The organism is Vibrio sp. 1562, from assembly GCF_033340155.1.
GTDB classification, from domain to species: domain Bacteria; phylum Pseudomonadota; class Gammaproteobacteria; order Enterobacterales; family Vibrionaceae; genus Vibrio; species Vibrio alginolyticus.
The window spans coordinates 44,224-62,757 of sequence record NZ_JAWOVY010000025.1 but is presented as its reverse complement, the minus strand read 5'-3'; the positions used below and the strand labels follow the sequence as shown (position 1 = coordinate 62,757).

Annotated in this window: 16 protein-coding genes and 2 pseudogenes; 2 read left to right on the top strand and 16 right to left on the bottom strand. The window is 39.8% G+C overall.

What is annotated here, in order from left to right; genetic code table 11:
- Positions 1–91 precede the first annotated feature (91 nt).
- Together R7Z49_RS20150 and R7Z49_RS20145 are read left to right on the top strand one after the other, a co-directional pair.
- A pseudogene (locus tag R7Z49_RS20150) lies at positions 92–1,000 on the top strand (MBL fold metallo-hydrolase RNA specificity domain-containing protein); the annotation flags it as partial.
- 239 nt (positions 1,001–1,239) lie between these two features.
- On the top strand, positions 1,240–2,247 hold the full coding sequence (locus R7Z49_RS20145; protein WP_017820724.1) for a sugar transferase: 1,008 nt from the start codon (positions 1,240–1,242) through the stop codon (positions 2,245–2,247).
- 110 nt (positions 2,248–2,357) lie between these two features.
- Here the strand turns inward: R7Z49_RS20145 and R7Z49_RS20140 are convergent, their stop codons facing one another.
- The 16 genes and pseudogenes from R7Z49_RS20140 to R7Z49_RS20065 form a co-directional block, all read right to left on the bottom strand.
- Positions 2,358–3,122, bottom strand: a complete 765-nt coding sequence (locus R7Z49_RS20140; RefSeq protein ID WP_054579396.1) for a glycosyltransferase family 2 protein — start codon at positions 3,120–3,122, stop codon at positions 2,358–2,360.
- An 84-nt stretch (positions 3,123–3,206) separates the two neighbouring features.
- Positions 3,207–4,349: a polysaccharide pyruvyl transferase family protein gene (locus tag R7Z49_RS20135; RefSeq protein WP_206949319.1), complete on the bottom strand. Its 1,143-nt coding sequence runs from the start codon at positions 4,347–4,349 to the stop codon at positions 3,207–3,209.
- Positions 4,349–5,332, bottom strand: coding sequence for a nitroreductase family protein (locus R7Z49_RS20130; protein WP_262592323.1), 984 nt, complete (start codon positions 5,330–5,332; stop codon positions 4,349–4,351). Before R7Z49_RS20130 ends, R7Z49_RS20135 begins: the two co-directional genes overlap by 1 nt.
- 89 nt (positions 5,333–5,421) lie before the next feature.
- Positions 5,422–6,732, bottom strand: coding sequence for a flippase (locus tag R7Z49_RS20125; protein ID WP_167415636.1), 1,311 nt, complete (start codon positions 6,730–6,732; stop codon positions 5,422–5,424).
- Between the two features lie 25 nt (positions 6,733–6,757).
- Complete coding sequence (locus R7Z49_RS20120) at positions 6,758–7,558, bottom strand: glycosyltransferase family 2 protein (RefSeq protein ID WP_213966806.1); 801 nt, start codon at positions 7,556–7,558, stop codon at positions 6,758–6,760.
- Between the two features lie 2 nt (positions 7,559–7,560).
- A complete protein-coding gene (locus R7Z49_RS20115; protein WP_318111965.1) occupies positions 7,561–8,397 on the bottom strand; it encodes a glycosyltransferase in 837 nt (278 codons plus the stop codon).
- Between the two features lie 15 nt (positions 8,398–8,412).
- Entirely contained in the window at positions 8,413–9,717 is a 1,305-nt protein-coding gene (locus tag R7Z49_RS20110) for an O-antigen ligase family protein (protein WP_318111964.1), read from the bottom strand.
- On the bottom strand, positions 9,710–10,612 hold the full coding sequence (locus tag R7Z49_RS20105) for a Wzz/FepE/Etk N-terminal domain-containing protein (protein WP_074191953.1): 903 nt from the start codon (positions 10,610–10,612) through the stop codon (positions 9,710–9,712). The genes R7Z49_RS20110 and R7Z49_RS20105 overlap by 8 nt, the downstream gene beginning before the upstream one ends.
- Before the next feature lie 61 nt (positions 10,613–10,673).
- Positions 10,674–13,124: pseudogene (locus tag R7Z49_RS20100) on the bottom strand (SLBB domain-containing protein); the annotation flags it as partial.
- A 378-nt stretch (positions 13,125–13,502) separates the two neighbouring features.
- Complete coding sequence (locus tag R7Z49_RS20095) at positions 13,503–14,015, bottom strand: porin family protein (protein WP_318111962.1); 513 nt, start codon at positions 14,013–14,015, stop codon at positions 13,503–13,505.
- A 387-nt stretch (positions 14,016–14,402) separates the two neighbouring features.
- Positions 14,403–14,927: a hypothetical protein gene (locus R7Z49_RS20090; RefSeq protein WP_206949324.1), complete on the bottom strand. Its 525-nt coding sequence runs from the start codon at positions 14,925–14,927 to the stop codon at positions 14,403–14,405.
- A complete protein-coding gene (locus R7Z49_RS20085) occupies positions 14,924–15,478 on the bottom strand; it encodes a hypothetical protein (RefSeq protein ID WP_206949325.1) in 555 nt (184 codons plus the stop codon). Before R7Z49_RS20085 ends, R7Z49_RS20090 begins: the two co-directional genes overlap by 4 nt.
- On the bottom strand, positions 15,475–16,548 hold the full coding sequence (locus tag R7Z49_RS20080; RefSeq protein WP_206949326.1) for a hypothetical protein: 1,074 nt from the start codon (positions 16,546–16,548) through the stop codon (positions 15,475–15,477). Before R7Z49_RS20080 ends, R7Z49_RS20085 begins: the two co-directional genes overlap by 4 nt.
- A complete protein-coding gene (locus R7Z49_RS20075) occupies positions 16,548–17,402 on the bottom strand; it encodes a hypothetical protein (RefSeq protein ID WP_318111961.1) in 855 nt (284 codons plus the stop codon). Before R7Z49_RS20075 ends, R7Z49_RS20080 begins: the two co-directional genes overlap by 1 nt.
- Entirely contained in the window at positions 17,402–18,073 is a 672-nt protein-coding gene (locus R7Z49_RS20070) for a prepilin-type N-terminal cleavage/methylation domain-containing protein (protein WP_206949328.1), read from the bottom strand. The genes R7Z49_RS20075 and R7Z49_RS20070 overlap by 1 nt, the downstream gene beginning before the upstream one ends.
- Positions 18,070–18,459 carry a PilW family protein gene (locus tag R7Z49_RS20065; protein ID WP_038864855.1) on the bottom strand — a complete coding sequence of 130 codons (390 nt, stop codon included), beginning with the start codon at positions 18,457–18,459 and terminating at the stop codon, positions 18,070–18,072. Before R7Z49_RS20065 ends, R7Z49_RS20070 begins: the two co-directional genes overlap by 4 nt.
- Positions 18,460–18,534 lie beyond the last annotated feature (75 nt).

Here is an 18,534-nt window from a genome sequence, read left to right as displayed (position 1 = left end):
GCTACGATGATTAACTGATGTAACCGATCAGATCGTAACTTCCTGATTTAGTTCCATCGAATTACGCAACAAAGCCATAGAAGAACATACCTCTCTTCGCTTTCAACCAGCAGGACACATTTTAGGGTCTGCATATGTTGAGTTTCATTTATTAAACAATGAAGTTGTTGTGTTCTCAGGGGATTTGGGACCTCGTAACACGCCTCTCCTACCTGATCCGGTATCGCCTGAAAAAGCTGACTATTTGTTTATCGAGTCAACATACGGCAATAAAGTTCACGAAGATGTTGAGTCTCGCAGTAGGCGATTGCTTTCTATTATTGAGCATGCACTTCAGGATGGTGGCGTAATTGTTATACCTGCTTTTAGCGTCGGGAGAACTCAAGAGTTACTGTTTGATATAGAACAGCTTATTCATGAGCACGCCTTGCAAGATTCTCTGCCTATTATTCTCGATTCTCCTTTGGCTAAAAAGGTAACTACTACCTATAGGCAATTTAAAAAGCTTTGGGGAGCTGAAGCGAAAGAGCGGCTCGAGCATCACCGACACCCTCTTGCGTTTGATCAATGTATTACCGTCGAAAGCCACACTGACCATTTAAAGCTCGTCAATCGACTCGCGAGCACGGCAGAAGCTGCTATCGTGGTTGCGGCCTCTGGTATGTGTGAAGGGGGACGTGTCGTCAATTATTTAGAAGCATTGCTGCCAGATAAAAGAAATGATGTGTTATTTGCAGGCTATCAAGCAGAAGGGACGTTAGGTCGGCGAATTCAGGATGGAGAAGAGAACATACTGATTGAAGGAAGGCGCGTTAGAGTGGAGGCTCAAGTACATACCATGTCAGGTTACTCTGCACATGCGGATAGGGACGATTTAATACAGTTTGTTTCTGGTATCCCTACTCCTCCGAAAGAAGTTCACCTTATTCATGGTGAACAGGAGTCGAAAAGATCGCTTTATCAACAACTGATAACCCTCGGATATAACTGCGTTATATAGTGAAATGAACAATCATTTAATTTCAATGCAATATAATATATCGCAAACATAGTTTTTCGAGTTCATTGATATAATTACGTTAAGATTCAAAAACAAGTCATGAACAAGGACTCAGGTTCAAGAAAATTAACAAAGTTATGAGCATGTTCTGGATTCAGGGATATAATTTCTATACGAAATAAATTATAATCGCCGACTTGTAAGCAATTGGCTAGTCGATAACAACTTATTCCATTCCTATGACAGACAGTATGAGCGACACGCTTCAAGAACGAGAAGCTTCTGAATTAACTAAGCATAATTCTATCAGCATAACATCAGCATTGGACGAGTTATCCGCAAGTGAATCAAATGCTTGCCTTTATATCTACTGTCCAAAAGAAGACGAAGCAAAAATTGCTCAAGTACTTAAGAGGCATCCTGAGATTAATGCTCAGGTTAATAACTATTCTCTTAGAGACTTCAAGAGCAAAACGCTTTGCCACTTCAAAAGCTCGCATCTAGATCCTGAACAGCAAGCGTTTCTTGTCGCGGCGACAGAGCTAGGTGCTTGGGTTGAGCCATTAGTGAGCTATTTTGACCGTTCACTCGGATATACTGAAACTGAGCTTTTGCACAGCGGCTACTTCTTACACCAAAAAGCTTTTTCTATCCTTTCTAATCGCAAGAACAGCTGGCAAAAACGCTTCATCGATCTGTTGTTTGTCTTCATGCTGTCATGGGTTGCTATTCCAGTAGGGCTTATTACGGCACTACTCATTAAGCTTGAATCGCCAGGTCCGGTATTCTTTAAACAGCGTCGTACCGGCCAGTATAATGAAGAGTTTGAAGTGATTAAGTTTCGCTCGATGCGAAACGATGCAGAAAAGAACGGAGCCCAATGGGCAACAAAAAATGACGCGCGCGTAACGAAAGTCGGCTGTTTTATTCGTAAAACTCGCATTGATGAGCTCCCTCAGTTAATCAACGTACTAAAGGGAGAGATGTCGATGGTTGGCCCTCGCCCAGAACGTGAAGTGTTCATCTCTGAGTTGGAAAAAGCCATTCCTTACTATCGCTTTCGTCACGCCGTTAAACCTGGGGTAACTGGCCTAGCTCAAGTAAAATACCCTTACGGCGCATCGGTAGAAGACGCTATTTGGAAGCATAAATACGATGTCTACTACATCAAACACCAAAACTGGATGATGGAAGTGAAGATTCTTTTCCTTACAGTCAAAACGGTGTTATTTGGGATGGGTCGCTAAAACACGGCGAAGTTAATCGAACGGATCACAGGTATAAAAAAGAGCAGCGCCTTACGGTCGCTGCTCTTTTTGTGTGTATATTCTGTAAGCTCTATCGAGGATTAAGGAAACTAAGATTTGCGCTTAGTTCGGTGTTTCATCGTACCTTTAACGGCGTAGACAGAAAATGTAAATAGGCTTCTTGGCAAGCTCAAGCCTACTACGTCTCTGTAAAACTTCCATTGATATGACAAAACGCTAAATTTGTTAGCTGTCATACCACTATCCATCCGATACTTTGCTAATGGCTTAGGTAGACAGTACGCTTTAGGAGTATCTTTCAGTATATCTAACCACAATCCCATATCCTGACGTTTACGAATAAGAGGCATATAGCGCTTACCGAGTGCCTGTGTATCATAAACGGCGGTCAGGCACCCGATAACATTACTGTACATAAGTTTTTTATACGTTGTATATTCGGGAGCAGTTACAACACTCAGCTCTTCTTCACTAGTAAAACGGCTGTAGTGAGTGTATGTGAGTGGGTAGTTATTCTCCAGCATGAATGGAATTTGCTCTGCTAGTTTGTCTTCTGTCCAAAGGTCGTCAGAATCCAAAAAAGCAATAAAGCGGCCTTTTGCTTTTTTTATAGCAAAATTCCGGCTCGCTCCTGCACCTAGGTTTTCTTTGTTCTGATATACACGAATGTTATCGTATTTATCAGCATATGTTTGAATGACTTGCCAAGTATTATCGGTAGATCTGTCATCTACTATTATAAGCTCCCAGTTTTTATAAGTTTGGGATAGTACACTTTGAATGCTTTCTAAAATGGTGCCATCAGAGTTATATGAAGGCATGATTATAGAAACAAGGGATTGGCTCTTTTGCATTATACTGACTTTTTAATCATCCATACTTATACAAGTTAATTAAACTAGAGGTTATCCCCAGAACACTTCTGAGGATAATTGCTATCATTTAATTTTCTTAAAAATTTCATCCCACATTGCTTTTGTTTGAGCTTTGTACTCAGCAATTTTAGTGTTGTAGCTCTCTTCTTTTACCGTCGAGATAGATGAGTTTAATGCAGCCTTGAGCTCTTCTTTTGACCATTCCGGCTTTGCTAAGAACTCGGCACGGTTGTATTCAGCAAAAAGGTTCTCGTACTTATGGCTCCAGCTCGTACCTACACAAGGAATACCTTGAGTTAATGCACTTACACAGCCATGGAAGCGAGAGCAAATAATGCCTCGGCTTGAACCAATCAAACCTTTCACTTTTAAAGGATTAGTCTCTTGAATAATTTCAATCGGATGAGGAGTTGCCGCTTTGACTTTTTCACAAAGCTCGCCATCGTGTTTGCCTTCATGGTTTAAAAGTACTGGCGTGTAACCTAGCTCGACAATGTTTTCCACAGACTCTACTAAGAAGTCTAGGTAACGTGATTTCCAAGTCGTATTTGTATTGCGCTCGTTTACCATATTGTAGTTAGGGATGATAAACACAGTGTTGTTGTATTTCGCGTAATCTTCTTCAAGCTCACCTTTCACTAGGTTCGTAAAGTCAGGCGCAATTTTTAACTTGGATGTATCTTCAAGGTGAGGTCGAATACCATCAAAGCTGCTCTGCTCGCGAGCAAAAATCAATGCCGCTTTACTAAAGCCATCTTTTACTGCTGCTTGTTTTTCTGGGTCAGCAAACGGGCCTAGTGCTTGAGGCATGAAAATGAATGTTTTGTTGTGTTTTGCTAGTCGCTTAACTTCTTTAGCTACCGCTTCTAAGTGTTTAGTCGGCCATTGATCACCATAAGCAAAACCAGATGCATCCAGCACCACATCCACATCTGCTTCTGTCACAATACCCCAATTGGTTTTTAGCCACTTTCTAATTTTTGTCGGTAGGTGGTAAGACAACTCGTTTAAGTCCAAAAAGCGCTTTTTCAAAGACAGTTTCTGATAAGCGTTGACCTCAGCACGCGCTTTATATGGCGAGTTACCATTAGGTGCCAAAACAATCTCTGCACTCGGATCAAACTCATTCAATTTTTGAATAACAGCGTGCAACATAAGCTCCGCGCCTTTGTTAACAAATTGAACACCTTTAATTTCAACGATCATTATTTCACTACCTTTATTAAATCTGAGTTGTCTTTTTTGTGAGAGAACGGGATAAAGCCTTCTGGGTCTGCATAACCTACTGACATCAGCATAACCGTACGTTCGTGAGACTCTAAGCCTAGCAGTTTTTCAAGTCTCTTTTCACGGTCTTCTACATCTGGCCAGTTGATCATACAAGAGCTTAGCTCCATTGTTTCCAGTGCTAGAGCGAATTGCATTGCCACCAATGAACCATCAATGTAAATAACGTGACGATCTCGCTCTGCTGGGTATGCAGAAAGGTCTCCAACGATAGCAATAATCATTGGGAAGTTATGCCCAAAACCAACAGTACCCATAGCGCTATCGGCAACTTTATTCACCATGTCTTTGTCGGTTACAACATGAAACTTAAATGGTTGGCGGTTACATGCAGAAGGCGCTTGTTTTGCAATTGTCATTGCGCGCTCGATCTTCTCCATTTCAACTGGCTGCTCAAGGTACCAACGGGTTGAGCGGCGTTGTTTAAACAGTTTTTCTAACTGCTCTGTTGTAATTTCTGAAACTTCACTTGCGTTTTTCGCATAGGGAATTGAACGCATCGTTAGCTCATCTAGAGATTGAACTTTCTCTAAACACGCGAAGTAATCAACTTTTGCTTTATCAATATCAGTGTCTTTACCCGCAATTTCAAAGAAATGACTAATTACGCTCACACACCAATCCAACTCTTCTTTATTAAGTTGTTGGTTGTTGCAAGCAACAACAAAAGCGTCAACGGTTTCTTGAATGTAACGAGTAGCAAATACGTCTCTTCTTGGACGCATAATCAAGCCCTTTTCAAGACGGTGTACATTTCGTCTTAAAAGAACTCGACTGTCTCTCGCTTTGGCATTGTCATCATGGTACTTCAAACTACCTTTCAGAACCGACTGGTGCTCTCTGTAGAACTGTGTGCTGAAGAACGTGTAGTAAAGAGAAGAGGTAAATCTGGTTTTTGACATTGTACGGATCAAGCCTGCTCTTGTATTTTCAATGAACGTCTTAATACGATTTTTTGTATTTTTACTTAGAAGCTTCAATAACAGGCTTTTCATTTAAATTTCCTAATACAGTATGTTGCAGGCATAAATACAGATTTGGTCATAATTAACGCCATAATTTGTGTCTTTGGATGGAACCAAAGAACGAAATAACTCGCGCTAGCATATGAGATAAGTGTGGCAATTGCGGCGCCCTCTCCTCCAAACTTAGGGATAAGGAAGTAGTTGAGCACAACGTTAACAATTGCTGCGATACCATGAGTAAACAAAGAGAACTTTAGCAATCCTTCGGCTATGAGCCATTTGCTCAATAATGCGCGCATAAAGATAAAACAACCAGCCCAAATATGAATGGTTAGAATAGGTGCAGCTGGGGCATAAGGCTCACCAAAAGCTAGCGGCACAAGCCATCCGCCCAACAGTGACACCGCGATAGCGATCACTATCGCCATCCAAAGCAGTACACCGCATAGTTGTTCGAGTTGGAAGTTGTATCTTTCTTTATCATCCCGAGCTTTTAGCAATTTAGGAAAGAAAGAGGTCGTTAAAGCCAATGGGAAGAAATACCAAACTTCAGACAAACGAGCAGCAACAGAGTAGATCCCGAGTTCTGTCGCTCCTATCATTTGGCCAATCATTAACTGGTCTATTTTAAGATAAACAACAGACATAAAACCAGATAACACCAACCATTTAGATTGATCCAGTAGAGACAGGGCGTATGGTTTGTTCCAAGAAAAATGTTTGAGCGTTACGGCTTCAGAAAAACGTTTATTGTAGTAAATATAACTAGATACATACAGCACGCCGCGTATAACAAGCTCAATAAAAAATACCCAAATAAAGAAACTAAGCTCGGCTTTGAACAAAATACCAACCAATTTAGCAACGCTAGAAATTGTCAATGTTGCTACTCGAATAAAAACGAGATATTTGGATGCTACTTCAGCTTGAAAGTAAAACTCAATAACGTAAAGGGCAGATGAAATATTTATAACTGCAGCAACAATCAACCATTTCGGATCGACGAGCTCTATAGAACTCTGCCAAATCAAAATACCAATAACAGCGATCGTTGCCCCAACGACCCCACCGATCACTCGTAATAAAAATGATGAGCACAGCACCTCGTACTGGCTGCGTCCATTTACGATTTCTCGCGTAACAAGAGCATTAAGACCAAGAGAGGTGAAAGGAGCTAAAAGAGCTAAAAAAGAAACAATAAAGTTATATTGACCAAACTGTTCAGGCGCTAAATATCTAGCTAGGAAGATATTTATTAAAAAAGTAATCGCTAAAGTTATTATTTTTTCACTAAATAACCAAGCTGTATTTCTCAGTGCTTTTTTTGTTGAGTTCATTTTTTAAACTACTTAATAAACTTGGTCATGATAAAAAATAACCTTTATATATATCGCGCAACGCTAACAGCTTGCTATAACGTATCTTTTTAAAAGATTTCAAAAAAAACGCAAAGTTGAGTACTAAACTCAAGCTACCAAAGATTTCTCGAAAAGCGATACCTCTAGCCATCATCTCATTGCTGTTTTTTATTTCTTTACCTGATGACTCTAGTGGATGTCGAGTAATCACTTCAGGAACAAAACCCAACTGACATCCAGATTTCCTCAATCGACTCAAGAATACTGGTTCATCACAAAGAGGGTATTTAGCGCCAGCCCCAAGATTTTCAGGAAAAGTGAGATGGGACTTGTCTATTAATACAGAGGCTTTAACTGCAATCTCAATCGTTCCAACTTTCAAGATGGAGATATTATTATGTTTAAATTCTTTGTCTGCATAGTTTTTGATCAACCTACTCCCCGTTAGGTCTGACACAGAGAAAGTCAAAACTTCGTAGTCATTCCTCGAAAAAGCCTGAACAACTCTCTCGTAAGCAAGTTCTTCTAACTCAACATCATCGTCAAGGAAGAAAACATAACTTGCATCATTTGGAATGTGCTTTATCGCTAGATTTCTACTTTTTGCCACACCAGTTTCATCTGAAAATACAGAAAACACATCGCTACGGTGTGAGATTTTCTTGAGAAATTCGTCTTGAGTGGACTTTGAGGTGCACTGGGAAACGACAACGTAAAACACTTCTTCCCTCTGCTTCAGAAAGATGTCAGGAACGTTGAGCAATCGATCACCATAAGCAGCAACTAAAAACGTAACCTTTTCCATTTTTACTTTCTCAAATTTCGCTGCTTCAAGAAAAGTGAAAGTGCAGACTTGTAGTTATCACGAGAAATCAATCGAACCATAGTCAAAAGAGGGAGCATTTCTCCTGTCACCTTGTATCTCATGATTTCCATTGATTTTTTATGAGCGGCATTCATTTTGTTTTGATGCTTATCGAAAAACAGTTCAAAACCTCTCGTTTTACGATCATTCGAACTTGAGATTCTCTCACCCGCATGCTCGGTATTTAGGTAGTAGTTGTATTTATCAATTTTGTAACCTTTACCAAATCGGTCTACAAGCCTTACCCAAGTGTCGTAATCTTGAAATGCTGGCATCGCTTCGTCAAAACCGCCAATAGCCTTTAGCTTAACAACGCTGGTTAACATCTGGTTTCCAACCAAGTTTTGATACATTAGGTTATTCAGCTCAAACTCACCTTGCTCGAACCCAAATTTTCGATGAATTTCTTTGTCTGTGGTAACTTCAATAATGTTTGCACAAACTAGAGAATACTTGTCCTCATAAGCATCGACTAAATCGTCTACACGGGATACCCCAAAGTAGTCATCATCGTCCATACCTGTAATCAACTCACCCGATGCAGCGTTCAATGCAACATTTCGAGAGTAACAAGCGCCTCTCCCTTCATCGTTTCTGAAGTATTTTAATGGATAAGTCGTTTGCATCTGTTTAATTACACCTTGGGTATCGTCTGTTGACGCATCATCTACCACGATAACTTCGATGTTTTTGTAAGTTTGGTTATAAGCAGATTCAATTGCTCGTTTGAGCAGTTGACTTCGATTATGAGTAACAATATAAATAGTCACTAATTTCATATTCAACTCTATTATTTATTTTTTACTAATTAGTTTTTCTGCTCTTTCGAGCTCTGCCAATTTATAAATACATAGTATTAAAAATACGACCCAGGCAAAGTGAGTACTAAGGTACTCAGAGCGATAAGTAGATGCAATTAGAAGATGAAAGGTTAACAAGCCACCAAGAAAATACTTTGTAGAGGTAAATCCATACTTAAAGCAAGGATAGAACAGTGACATGAAGAACGTAAATATCATAAGGACACCTATCGCTCCACTTTCCCAAAACATGTCTAAGATATAGTTGTTAGTTATCCTAAATAAGTAATCTTCACTCTTCATACCAAACTCATCAAGAACAGACATTGTGCCAAGTCCGTGTCCAAAGATAAGCTGTGTGTAGTTTGACTCTGCTATTAATTGAACAAAAGATATCATAAATTGGCTACGAGAAGATCCACCAGAGGCTTCTGTCGACATCTTATAATAGATAAATTCAATTAAAATAGTACCTACGTATATTAGAAATAGTACTAATACCATGACAAGAACAAGTATGAAAAAGTGACTTATTCTTGTTTTACCCGTTAGAACTGTTTTTAGAAAAGTAAATACGAATACAAATCCTAGTAATAGGACAAAGTTTACATATGCCCCACCAGAGAAAGAGAGTATTACAATAACAAATGATAACAACAATAACGCTATTCTTGAGAAGCTATGTCTTACCAAAAAGCTAATAAGAATCAGGGACTCCATTAGGATGGGTGATAAATAGTTTGGCTCTTCAGCGATCGAAGTCACACGAGAAGGAAACACAGTTCTCAAAGCTGCAGGGACACCATGCATCCAGTCTCGTGTTTCAATAAAGAATGGGATACCCAAGAATTTACCAATGACTTGCCAGTAACCAAGAGCGATAAAAGCTAGCGTACTTAGCAAGGCTAATTTCATAAATTTCTTTAAGGAAGACTCTGTTGCATTCGAGAACCAAAGAAGAAAGATAATAACATTCAGCATAAGAGCAAAAAATGTAAACATCCTGCCTATGATTACTGTTCTCAAATACTCCGCTACCAAGTAATCTCGACTAATTAATATACTAAAAAGTGAGATAATAAAAACGGAAGAAAATGAAAGGCAAACGAATACAGGGTATTTTTCAAAACTAACTGTTCTTGAATTAATTAAGTAGTATGAAAATGCTAATAATGAGGAAAGGAATAAAATAACTAAAAAAATTTTATTCCATTGTGTCACTGACAAAGGTGCAAAGAGAGCAAAGAGGCACATATGTGCCTCTAATAGCTTTTTCGGTGCTAGATCTATGCTATGCATGTTTTCTTTTTACTGCAATTCTAATTAATGCAATGAATATAGAAAGAATACCACCAATCAATGTACCTAAGACGCAAATTATTGCCCGGCTAGGACTATCCTTTTCTTCTGGTACTACTGGAGGATCAATCACTTCAAATATATATTGATCTTGAGCTTCAGCTAGCATTAATTTTTTAGTCTGTTCTTCAATAAGCTGATAAAAAACATTTTGCATTTCAGAGAGGTTAGTCAACTTCAGCTGCTTATCCAAATATTCAATATTCTTCTTAGCTTGGTTAATATCTTTATTCTTCATCCATTCATTTAGATCAGAGATCAACCACGTCAACCATTGCTCTGCTAGATCTGGAGACTGATTTGTTAATGAAATAATCGTAGCGCCACTTACTTTATTGGAGTCAATTGATAACAATTCGTTAAAGAACTTAATTGCTTCAAGCTTAGTTGGCTTTGGCAACTTTCCTTCACTGACTGAACGAGTCCAAACGCCTGTTGATTCATCGTATATTTCTGGATCAATAACGATTCGTTTTGCAGATGCATCCCAGCTATCAATTGCCATTAATGGAATTAAGATGTCACGTCGTTCGATAAAAGATCCTAAAAAAGCTCTCGAACGCAATGCTTCCAATGCGATCGCTTGTTTTGAGCTTTCCTGCCCACCAAAACCCGCTAATGCAGCTAAACCACCTAACTGCCCCATTGCGGAACTTGTAGAGTTATCAGTAACAGGGAACAACACTGCTTCAGATTTATAGATGTTTGGTTTTGAAATAGCAAACAACACCGATGCAACTGCAAAAGTAAATGTAATTGAAATAATCAACCACTTTTGTTTCCAGAGCAATCGAACTAGTTCACTAATATCCACTTCAAATTGATTTTTTTCCATTATACCAAAGGGGAGATTACTCCCCCCGTCTCTCAATTTTATTCTTTGATCTAATTATTTATTACTTGAGTGCGTTAATCGCTACACCTGTTTGATATAGGATCTGTGTCGCAGCAGTCCAAGTACTTAGTGCATCTCTGTAATCGGTGTCAATTGGAACAACGATCGTATCACCAGGCTTCAATTCCTGCTTGTCATTACCAAACCAGTAGCCAGAACTTGGCTTATACACTGAGCCATCTGCACGTACTACGAAAATACGATCTTCATCAGCTTGTTTCTTAACGCCACCAGCTTTGTTTATGTAATCATCTACATCTAAACGATTATCAAGTAAGTATGTTATGCTGACTTGAACTTCTCCCATAATAGAGACCGTATTGCGGAATGTTGGTATAAATAGAAAGTCGCCATCCTCGAGCACAAAATCAGCAGATTTATCCTTAGCTATGATTCTGTCAAGCTGTACAACCATTCTTCCGAGAGCCTTATTTTTGCTCGCCTCTTCAACAAACTTCAGTGTTTTATCTGGGTCAGAGATAACTGAACCAATATTGCTATCTGCACGGAAAGTTTTCTTAGCAGTTTCAGCTCTTATATCTGCTGCATATTGATCTAATAACTTCTGCTCTTGTAAACGCAATGCCTCTCGAGTAAAAATAGCTCCTTGAGGATGTGCATATTGAGTAAGACCACCAGCTCTAGCTAACAGACTACCCAAAGTTTCACCTTGGCTAACGGTATAGGTCCCAGGAAAACGAACTTCACCTTGCAGTACAACTGTACTTTGCAAATTAACATTAGGCTTTTCTAGAATATTAAGTCTATCTCTACCTACAACTTTTACATCACTAGAAACGTCACCTTGGATAGCGCTTCGAAGATCAATTCTTTCTACTGATATAGAAGCACTTTCATCTAGATCGTTTACAATACTTCTTGCTAGCTCTGCATTGATAGTAAATGCGTTATATGTCAAACCACCTGCTGCTGCAATTAAGTCAGATACTTTCATTGTTTGAGTGATTGGGTATCGGCCTGGATGCTTTACTTCACCAAAAACTTCAGCTATTTGCGGTGCTAACCCTAACCGTGATTGTTGCTGCAATTGCAACAAAATAGGTGCTAACAACGTTCTGCGAGTATTCATTTTTATCTTTTCAAAATCTTCTTGAGTAATTTCTTTACCTCTAAAGATGATCTTAGGTAACGGTTCTCTTGATTGAAGATTATTCTTACCGTTGGGATTAGCGTTGTTTGTGTTGTCTTTATTAAGAATGTTGTTTTGGTTAGAGCCAATCGTAACTGACGAGCTCACCTGTTCTTGCTCTTTTTGTTGCTCAAGCTCTGCTTTCTCTTGAGCTTGCTCTAGTGTCTTGGCTTTATTTACTACTTCATTCTCAACAACAGCATCAAGATCTTCGTTGTTGAATCTGTTGAAGACTAAAACTCGATCTCGAGAATTTAATGTAATATTGTCGGAACTATTTGGTGATAAAATAGCGTTTGCAAGGTTTAGCTGGAGTACTTTAATATCGCGCTGTGGGTTAATTTCTCTAACGACAACTGCGTAGTTGATATCTGCTGTAGAGTTAAAAGCCGTATCAACCGAACGGAACAAATCTGCAACCTTTAGGCCAGACTTCCATTCTACAAAGCCAGGGTGTTTAACATCACCTTCTATTTGTACATAGCGAGTTAGTTCCTCGCTTTTTTTATGCACATTAACTTCATCACCATCTTTTGCTTGAATTTTGCGTTGAGAGGGAATTGAAAAGTCAAGAGAGAGAACCTCTCTATTACCTTTTGACTCATACCTTCTTACTTCAACTTGCTCAGAATATGCATTTGCAGTAAAGCCGCCTGCATATTTAATAGCTTGTTCGTAAGATTCACCTGGTTTGATCTCATAAATTGCTGGGCGATTAACTTCACCATCAATACTGACCGTGTTGCCAACAGAGCCGATAAATACGACATCGCCAGACATTAAACGTACATCTCGACTTGAGTCACCTTTCAAGAGTAAGTCATACATATCTAACTGACTGATAACTCGACCATCTCGCTTCAACTTAATATTTCGCAAAGCACCGCTTTCACCAAAGCCACCACTGTAGTAAATAGCTTGTGATATCGTAGTCAAAGCGCTAACCGTGTAAGCCCCGGGTTTGTATGCATCGCCCATCACAAATACTTGCATAGTCCTCATTTCCCCTAAGGAAATATCACTACGTACCCCGATGATTTGCTCTTCGACTCTTTTGCTTAGTGACGCGCGCATCTCTGAGAAACTCATACCTGCAACGCTCACAGGCCCTAAAGACGGAAAATTAATTATGCCAGCTCGGTTAACTCTCAAACGATGAGTAACATTATCTTTACCGAATAATTGAACAATAATCTCATCACCTGCCCCAATAGTATAATCTGCGGGTACTGGAACATCACTAATAGGTGCAAATGTAGTTGGCGAACCTGCGAATAACTCTAACCCGAAACGTTTTAGCTCTTCGTCGTCTGGATTTTTACCAAATTCTTTTTCCATTGCTGTAGAAAATGCTGAACTTTCTTCCGCTCTAGGTTTAATTACATCAGGTTGTTGAAATGAACTAGGTTGAGAAAAACCCGAAGGGATGGCAAACCCGTATTTCGTAGCCAAAGCTTGCTGTTGATCTGCTGGTAAACTTTGGAACATTTGGATCTGTTCAGGTGTTGGAGTGGCTGCATAACTGACTGATGCAAATAGGCCTACTAGTAGAGCTATAGCAAGAGAGATATATCCTTTAAGCATGATGGGTCGCTTTAGTTATATGGGATGAAAAAATAAGAGCAAGGGCGTTTGCGATCTAGCAACATTCGTCGCCATGAAGCTTTTGTCTACTTAAAATTAGAATCGGTGTTGAAATCCAATACTAATAGTATTGAGACGAGCAGTGTTATGTGAAGATACATCTACAAACTCGAATGTAACGGCATTGTTTGTATCTAAGGCGTAGTGCATACCTAGACCAAAACTGAAACTTTCTTCTGAATTAGATCCGACGTTTTGTTGATCCATTTGCAAAAATGAATAGCCAGCTAAGCCATAAACTGCAATGCGATTTGAAACCGGAATATTGAACTTAGTAAACGCACTGGTAATGCTATCAATATTGAGGTTGTTATCTCGTTGTATTGAAGTACCATAACGAGCCTCTAAGGCCAGATAATCATTGAAAAAATAGCCCAGCTGCCCTTGCAGAACATAAGGGTTTGCTTCTAGAGTAGAAGCTGGTTGCTTATATTCTGCGTTAGAGTAACTTGCTAATACTCCTGCATAATAATCCGCCGAAGCCGAGATAGAATACAAGCTTAAACCTAGAGTACTAATCACATTCAACAAAACTCGTTTACTTATCACGAACACTTCCTTTAAATCAGTAACTTATAAAGCACTACCTTTGTACACGCAGCTTACTTACAGCCACATTCTTTGCCTACGCTACCGCCCTGAGGCAAGCGAATAACCACCGTTTCGCAGTAACATCAAACTCACCTATAGGTTAGACACATTGAATTAATCACATATGTACCCAATAGAGAGAAAATTGCGATTCAACTCGATATAAGCACAAAAGCTGGCAAATTATGCACGTAATGATTAAAAACGGCAAGGTTACAACTGTCAAAGAACAAGCAGAAACATTAAGCTAGTAATAAATGCTCGACTAGACATCACAAACCTTTACTAACTTAAGAAAGAAAAAGTTGCGGATAAGTTCCACAACTTTAATATCGTTCTTATTACTCAGTTTTGCTTAAACAATACCAATTCGAGTACATCAGCCCCGTAGCTATCAAGAACAATCCTATCTCTACCTATATGACTCACTTTGTAGTTTGACAAAACAGAGTTGTCCTTTAGTACCTCTCTCGACACCTCTCCCGTTTCTAAATTGCGAAGTTGAATTACAGCAAACATTGAGTTCTCTTGCTCAAAAACAGCGGAGAGTCGAATAGCTGAAGACATGATTTTTTTCTCACCAGCTTCAAGAGCCTTCTCTGAACTTTCAACCTCAGCTTTACCATCAATAACTTCTTCTGATTCTTTAGCTTTTAAGGGGTTAATCGATGCAAAGTGAGCGAGCAAAGAACTGACCTCTTCACTCTTTGGCGTCGACTTCTCTACATACGAAACGTCTCTATGCGTTAGCGAACGAGCCCCATAGCTTTGAACTGCCACCTTAGGAGAAATGGTAATATCAATAATAACGGCCAGTAAAACTAGAGGAATAGCCCAAGATAGAGATTGCGTCGTCAAAATCGCTTTCATACTTCCTTTCCTTCTAATACTGGTACCGCGAGTTTGTAGTTACTCTGTATGGACCATTGCCAATTACGACCTCTTGTATTTGGAGTTCTCCAGCTAAAACTCGATATTGCGACTTGTTCTTTGCTTTGTGCTAAATAACGATGGAATGCCGCGATGTCATCAACTGAACCGGAAAGTACAACCTCCAAGTTATACCAGCTCACAACTTCATCTCTAATTGGCTCCAACCAGGTAATAGACTGAACTTTGACATCAAGCGCCTGAGCCTCGACTTCAAGCCGTTTTTGAAACTCAAGTCGAAAAGCAGATTCATCATCTGAATGGTAAAACCTATGCTCAACTTTCTCGATGGCTCGCTCCAAAGACGTTTTCTGTAGTTCGAATGCATCTTTGTTGTTGATGACTTCTTGCGTCTTGATAATCTGACTTTGAAGTGCACTTAACCCTTCTCGATGCTCATTTCGGCTTTCAAGTACAGGTACCCACAGAAATTTGGCGATCACAAGTAAGCTGAGCCAAGGCAAGTACTTCTTATACTGTTCTGTATTCATCTCTCTACCTTCTGAGCCAGCTTAACCTCAACGTTAACAACTTCTTTATCACGCACCTTTCTCGCAGGACCGCTGAACTTTGCAGATGAAACGTTCACGTTATTAATTAAGTTTTGTAGAACTGCACTCGATGAGTCAGCTCTAACACGAATATTGACTAAATCATCCACCACCGTAATTCGCTCAATTTGGCTCCCCATTTCGTATAGAGGGACTAAGACTGGCCATAGCTCCCATCTTGTTTGCACTGCATTTTGTACAACAGAGAGCTTATGCAAGTGTTCATCCAAATTTCTGACTTCATTTCGAACCTTTAAGGCACTACCAACATTAGCCTTTAAATCGCTAAGCTCATCAGAAGCAGAATTCATTTGCATACTCACAAAGGCAGAGCTAAGTAACAAGTAAACGGTAAATAGAAGAGAAAATGGAAAGACAGCTTTACTCAATCTATCAAAAAGAGACTCATCACTTCCCGGAGCTTGATGCCACAAGCCCATACATTTATGCCAAGGTAAGCGGAACCAGTTTTCGTTTAGGATTTTACTAAACTCAACCACCTCTATGTGTCGAGATTCTAAGGCAGCAATACCATGCGCAGCACAAAAATACTCCGCATTAGCAAACATACCAGCCGAAAGCTTTGAAAATATCCCTTTACTATTCTTTGCCAAGTAAACCAAATTACTGCCATTTTGATACCGAACAAACTCCCCTTCTTTTATCGAGCGACCAATAATGAGGCTCTCGGGAATTAATACACCGGTAAGCTCATTTAGGGATGGGGCGATCCAATATATATCCACAGTAATCGAGTTGTTAGAATTCTGATTTACAACGTATAAACCATGCTCTTCTTTTCCTTGAAGCTCAAATTTAATAGCCTGCTTGAGGGCTTTGTGCTCCATCACTGGCAACGTCAGTGTTTGCTCTCGGTATAACTCTCGATTAAGTACATAAACAGGCCTTTTCGCCCCCGAACGCTCTTGATGTTCACCGACTGACTCCGGCGTGACGTATTTAAACAACACACCCAATAGAGTATCCAACTGAAACTTTTCTTTTTTCACTACCCTTCGACTCCAAAACTCCAAATGGGTTGGGATTTATTTGTGGGAGACACATTGATGAACATTTTCCTCTGCACTCGAGCATCTCCAATTTGTTTCTTCAACGTAATAATAAAACGGCCACTAGGGTAAAACAGCATATAATCACTTTTCCGCAACCCCGTAAGCTGGGTAAATAGTTGAGGTGTAAGTTCGCCATTCTGTCTCGATTCGATCACGGCCTTTGCTTGGCGTTCAGGCAACCATAATTTTAAAGATTCGTCTGGGGCCTGTAATGGTAAATAGGCACTATAAGGAATACGTGTAAACACTTCCGCCTTTGAAGAAGGTATTCCTAACTCTTTCAAAGCTCGCAACATTTCTTGTCGGCTTTGAAAAAACTGACCACTTATGCCAACCCCATTCGTCGAACTCTGGAAACCTTGCGTATCAATCAGAGCATTACGTGCAACTCTAGCCTGATGCTTACTGCCTAGTAAGCGCTCAAATGCTCTCTCCACAGTTGAGCGGTCCCCTCCGTTAAACACTGAAATCAGCCCTGAATTATCTTGGATTGTGATTGTTCCAATATCTTCATACTCAAAAGGAGAACCATAAAAATTCCATATCTGAGCCAATTTGTTTTCGTGTTGTTCGTCTTTGGCCCAACGAGCCGTTGACAAGGCAAAAAGTAATTCAGACTCCATGGTTCTTATCGCAACCTCAGCCATAACTTTATCCTGTATGACCTGAGCGATAGATACTTTATCTTTTGCCGAATAACTCATTTGCAAAGCGAGTACGCTAATCACAGCACTCATTAGTAAAACTTGCAGTAAGGCAACGCCGGACTGCTTAGTGTAGAAAAAGTTCACTACGCTTCATCCCATGTGTCAGTTGAGAAATTGAGCATGTAACTGTTATCTTCTGGAAGCAGAAATCGCAATACTTCGTCACCTATTGTAAGAGCGATAGCGACAGGCATCGTCTTTACAGCCTGTGCGCTATAGGCATCGTTCCATTGAGGCTTCCCTTCAAATTCATCTAGGTATAGGTTTTTATCCTCTAAGCTTTCCCACCCCAAATATCGAAAACCTGCTATTTCCAGCCCTTCAAATAGAACCTTTTCATACTTAAAGTCAGGCTTGGAGGAATCAAGTGCAAAAGATGAATTGAGTATTGGCGCCTCTTTGTATATGACTTGGAATGTACCATCTCCGACAGCCTGTACAGATAACTGAACTAGTGCTGGATCAGTACCAAAAATAGGTAGTTCGGTCACGGCCTCAAACTGCTGCCCATCACCTTCGAAAAAGTAAGAAGCTTTACCCTTCCCCCTGACTAGATATGGTAATGTGCCGTTTAGAACATCGAGCATCATTAATTGGCTTTTTTTCTCAACGACCAACTGATAAAACTGCCCCTTGTCTTTAAACCATCTATCATGAAAGAAGCTATAGCTAGTGCTAGCTATCAACAAAACAGCCATCATGATGACACTAGCCACTAGCATTTCAACTAGGGTAAAACCTTTTTGCCCCTTCACCAGCTAAACTCCTTATAAACAATAGGAGCCCGATTTTCGACCGTCAGCGTAACGGACCATAAAACAAAACGACGTTGCTGGGCACCATACTCATCTTCCAATCCCTCAGGCACGTATCCTGCCTTTCTATCTATTTCCGATGCATTCCAATGATAATAAGTTCCTTGGGCGTACCCCTCTCCATTGTCAATCCTCTCATAGCGGATTTGGTAACGGATCTGGTCAAGAATAAAAGGGATTGCACTTGAGTATTCGATAGATTGCTTGGCTTTGAGCTCTGCTTTAATTGTGCTTTGATAAAGCATCGACATAGATGTGATGACAGCAAAAAGGATCATGCTTGCTACCAGAGCTTCAATAAGCGTAAAGCCTTTGTGCTTGTACATATTCCAATTCGCTTATAGTAGGCAAAAATTAACGTATAACGTATAACTAAAAAGGTGTCGATAGGCCCAAATTAA

Coding starts and splice junctions, on each gene's coding strand:
- R7Z49_RS20145 (WP_017820724.1), top strand. CDS start 1,240: ATGACAGACAGTATGAGCGACACGCTTCAAGAACGAGAAGCTTCTGAA.
- R7Z49_RS20140 (WP_054579396.1), bottom strand. CDS start 3,122: ATGCAAAAGAGCCAATCCCTTGTTTCTATAATCATGCCTTCATATAAC.
- R7Z49_RS20135 (WP_206949319.1), bottom strand. CDS start 4,349: ATGATCGTTGAAATTAAAGGTGTTCAATTTGTTAACAAAGGCGCGGAG.
- R7Z49_RS20130 (WP_262592323.1), bottom strand. CDS start 5,332: ATGTCAAAAACCAGATTTACCTCTTCTCTTTACTACACGTTCTTCAGC.
- R7Z49_RS20125 (WP_167415636.1), bottom strand. CDS start 6,732: ATGAACTCAACAAAAAAAGCACTGAGAAATACAGCTTGGTTATTTAGT.
- R7Z49_RS20120 (WP_213966806.1), bottom strand. CDS start 7,558: ATGGAAAAGGTTACGTTTTTAGTTGCTGCTTATGGTGATCGATTGCTC.
- R7Z49_RS20115 (WP_318111965.1), bottom strand. CDS start 8,397: ATGAAATTAGTGACTATTTATATTGTTACTCATAATCGAAGTCAACTG.
- R7Z49_RS20110 (WP_318111964.1), bottom strand. CDS start 9,717: ATGCATAGCATAGATCTAGCACCGAAAAAGCTATTAGAGGCACATATG.
- R7Z49_RS20105 (WP_074191953.1), bottom strand. CDS start 10,612: ATGGAAAAAAATCAATTTGAAGTGGATATTAGTGAACTAGTTCGATTG.
- R7Z49_RS20090 (WP_206949324.1), bottom strand. CDS start 14,927: ATGAAAGCGATTTTGACGACGCAATCTCTATCTTGGGCTATTCCTCTA.
- R7Z49_RS20085 (WP_206949325.1), bottom strand. CDS start 15,478: ATGAATACAGAACAGTATAAGAAGTACTTGCCTTGGCTCAGCTTACTT.
- R7Z49_RS20065 (WP_038864855.1), bottom strand. CDS start 18,459: ATGTACAAGCACAAAGGCTTTACGCTTATTGAAGCTCTGGTAGCAAGC.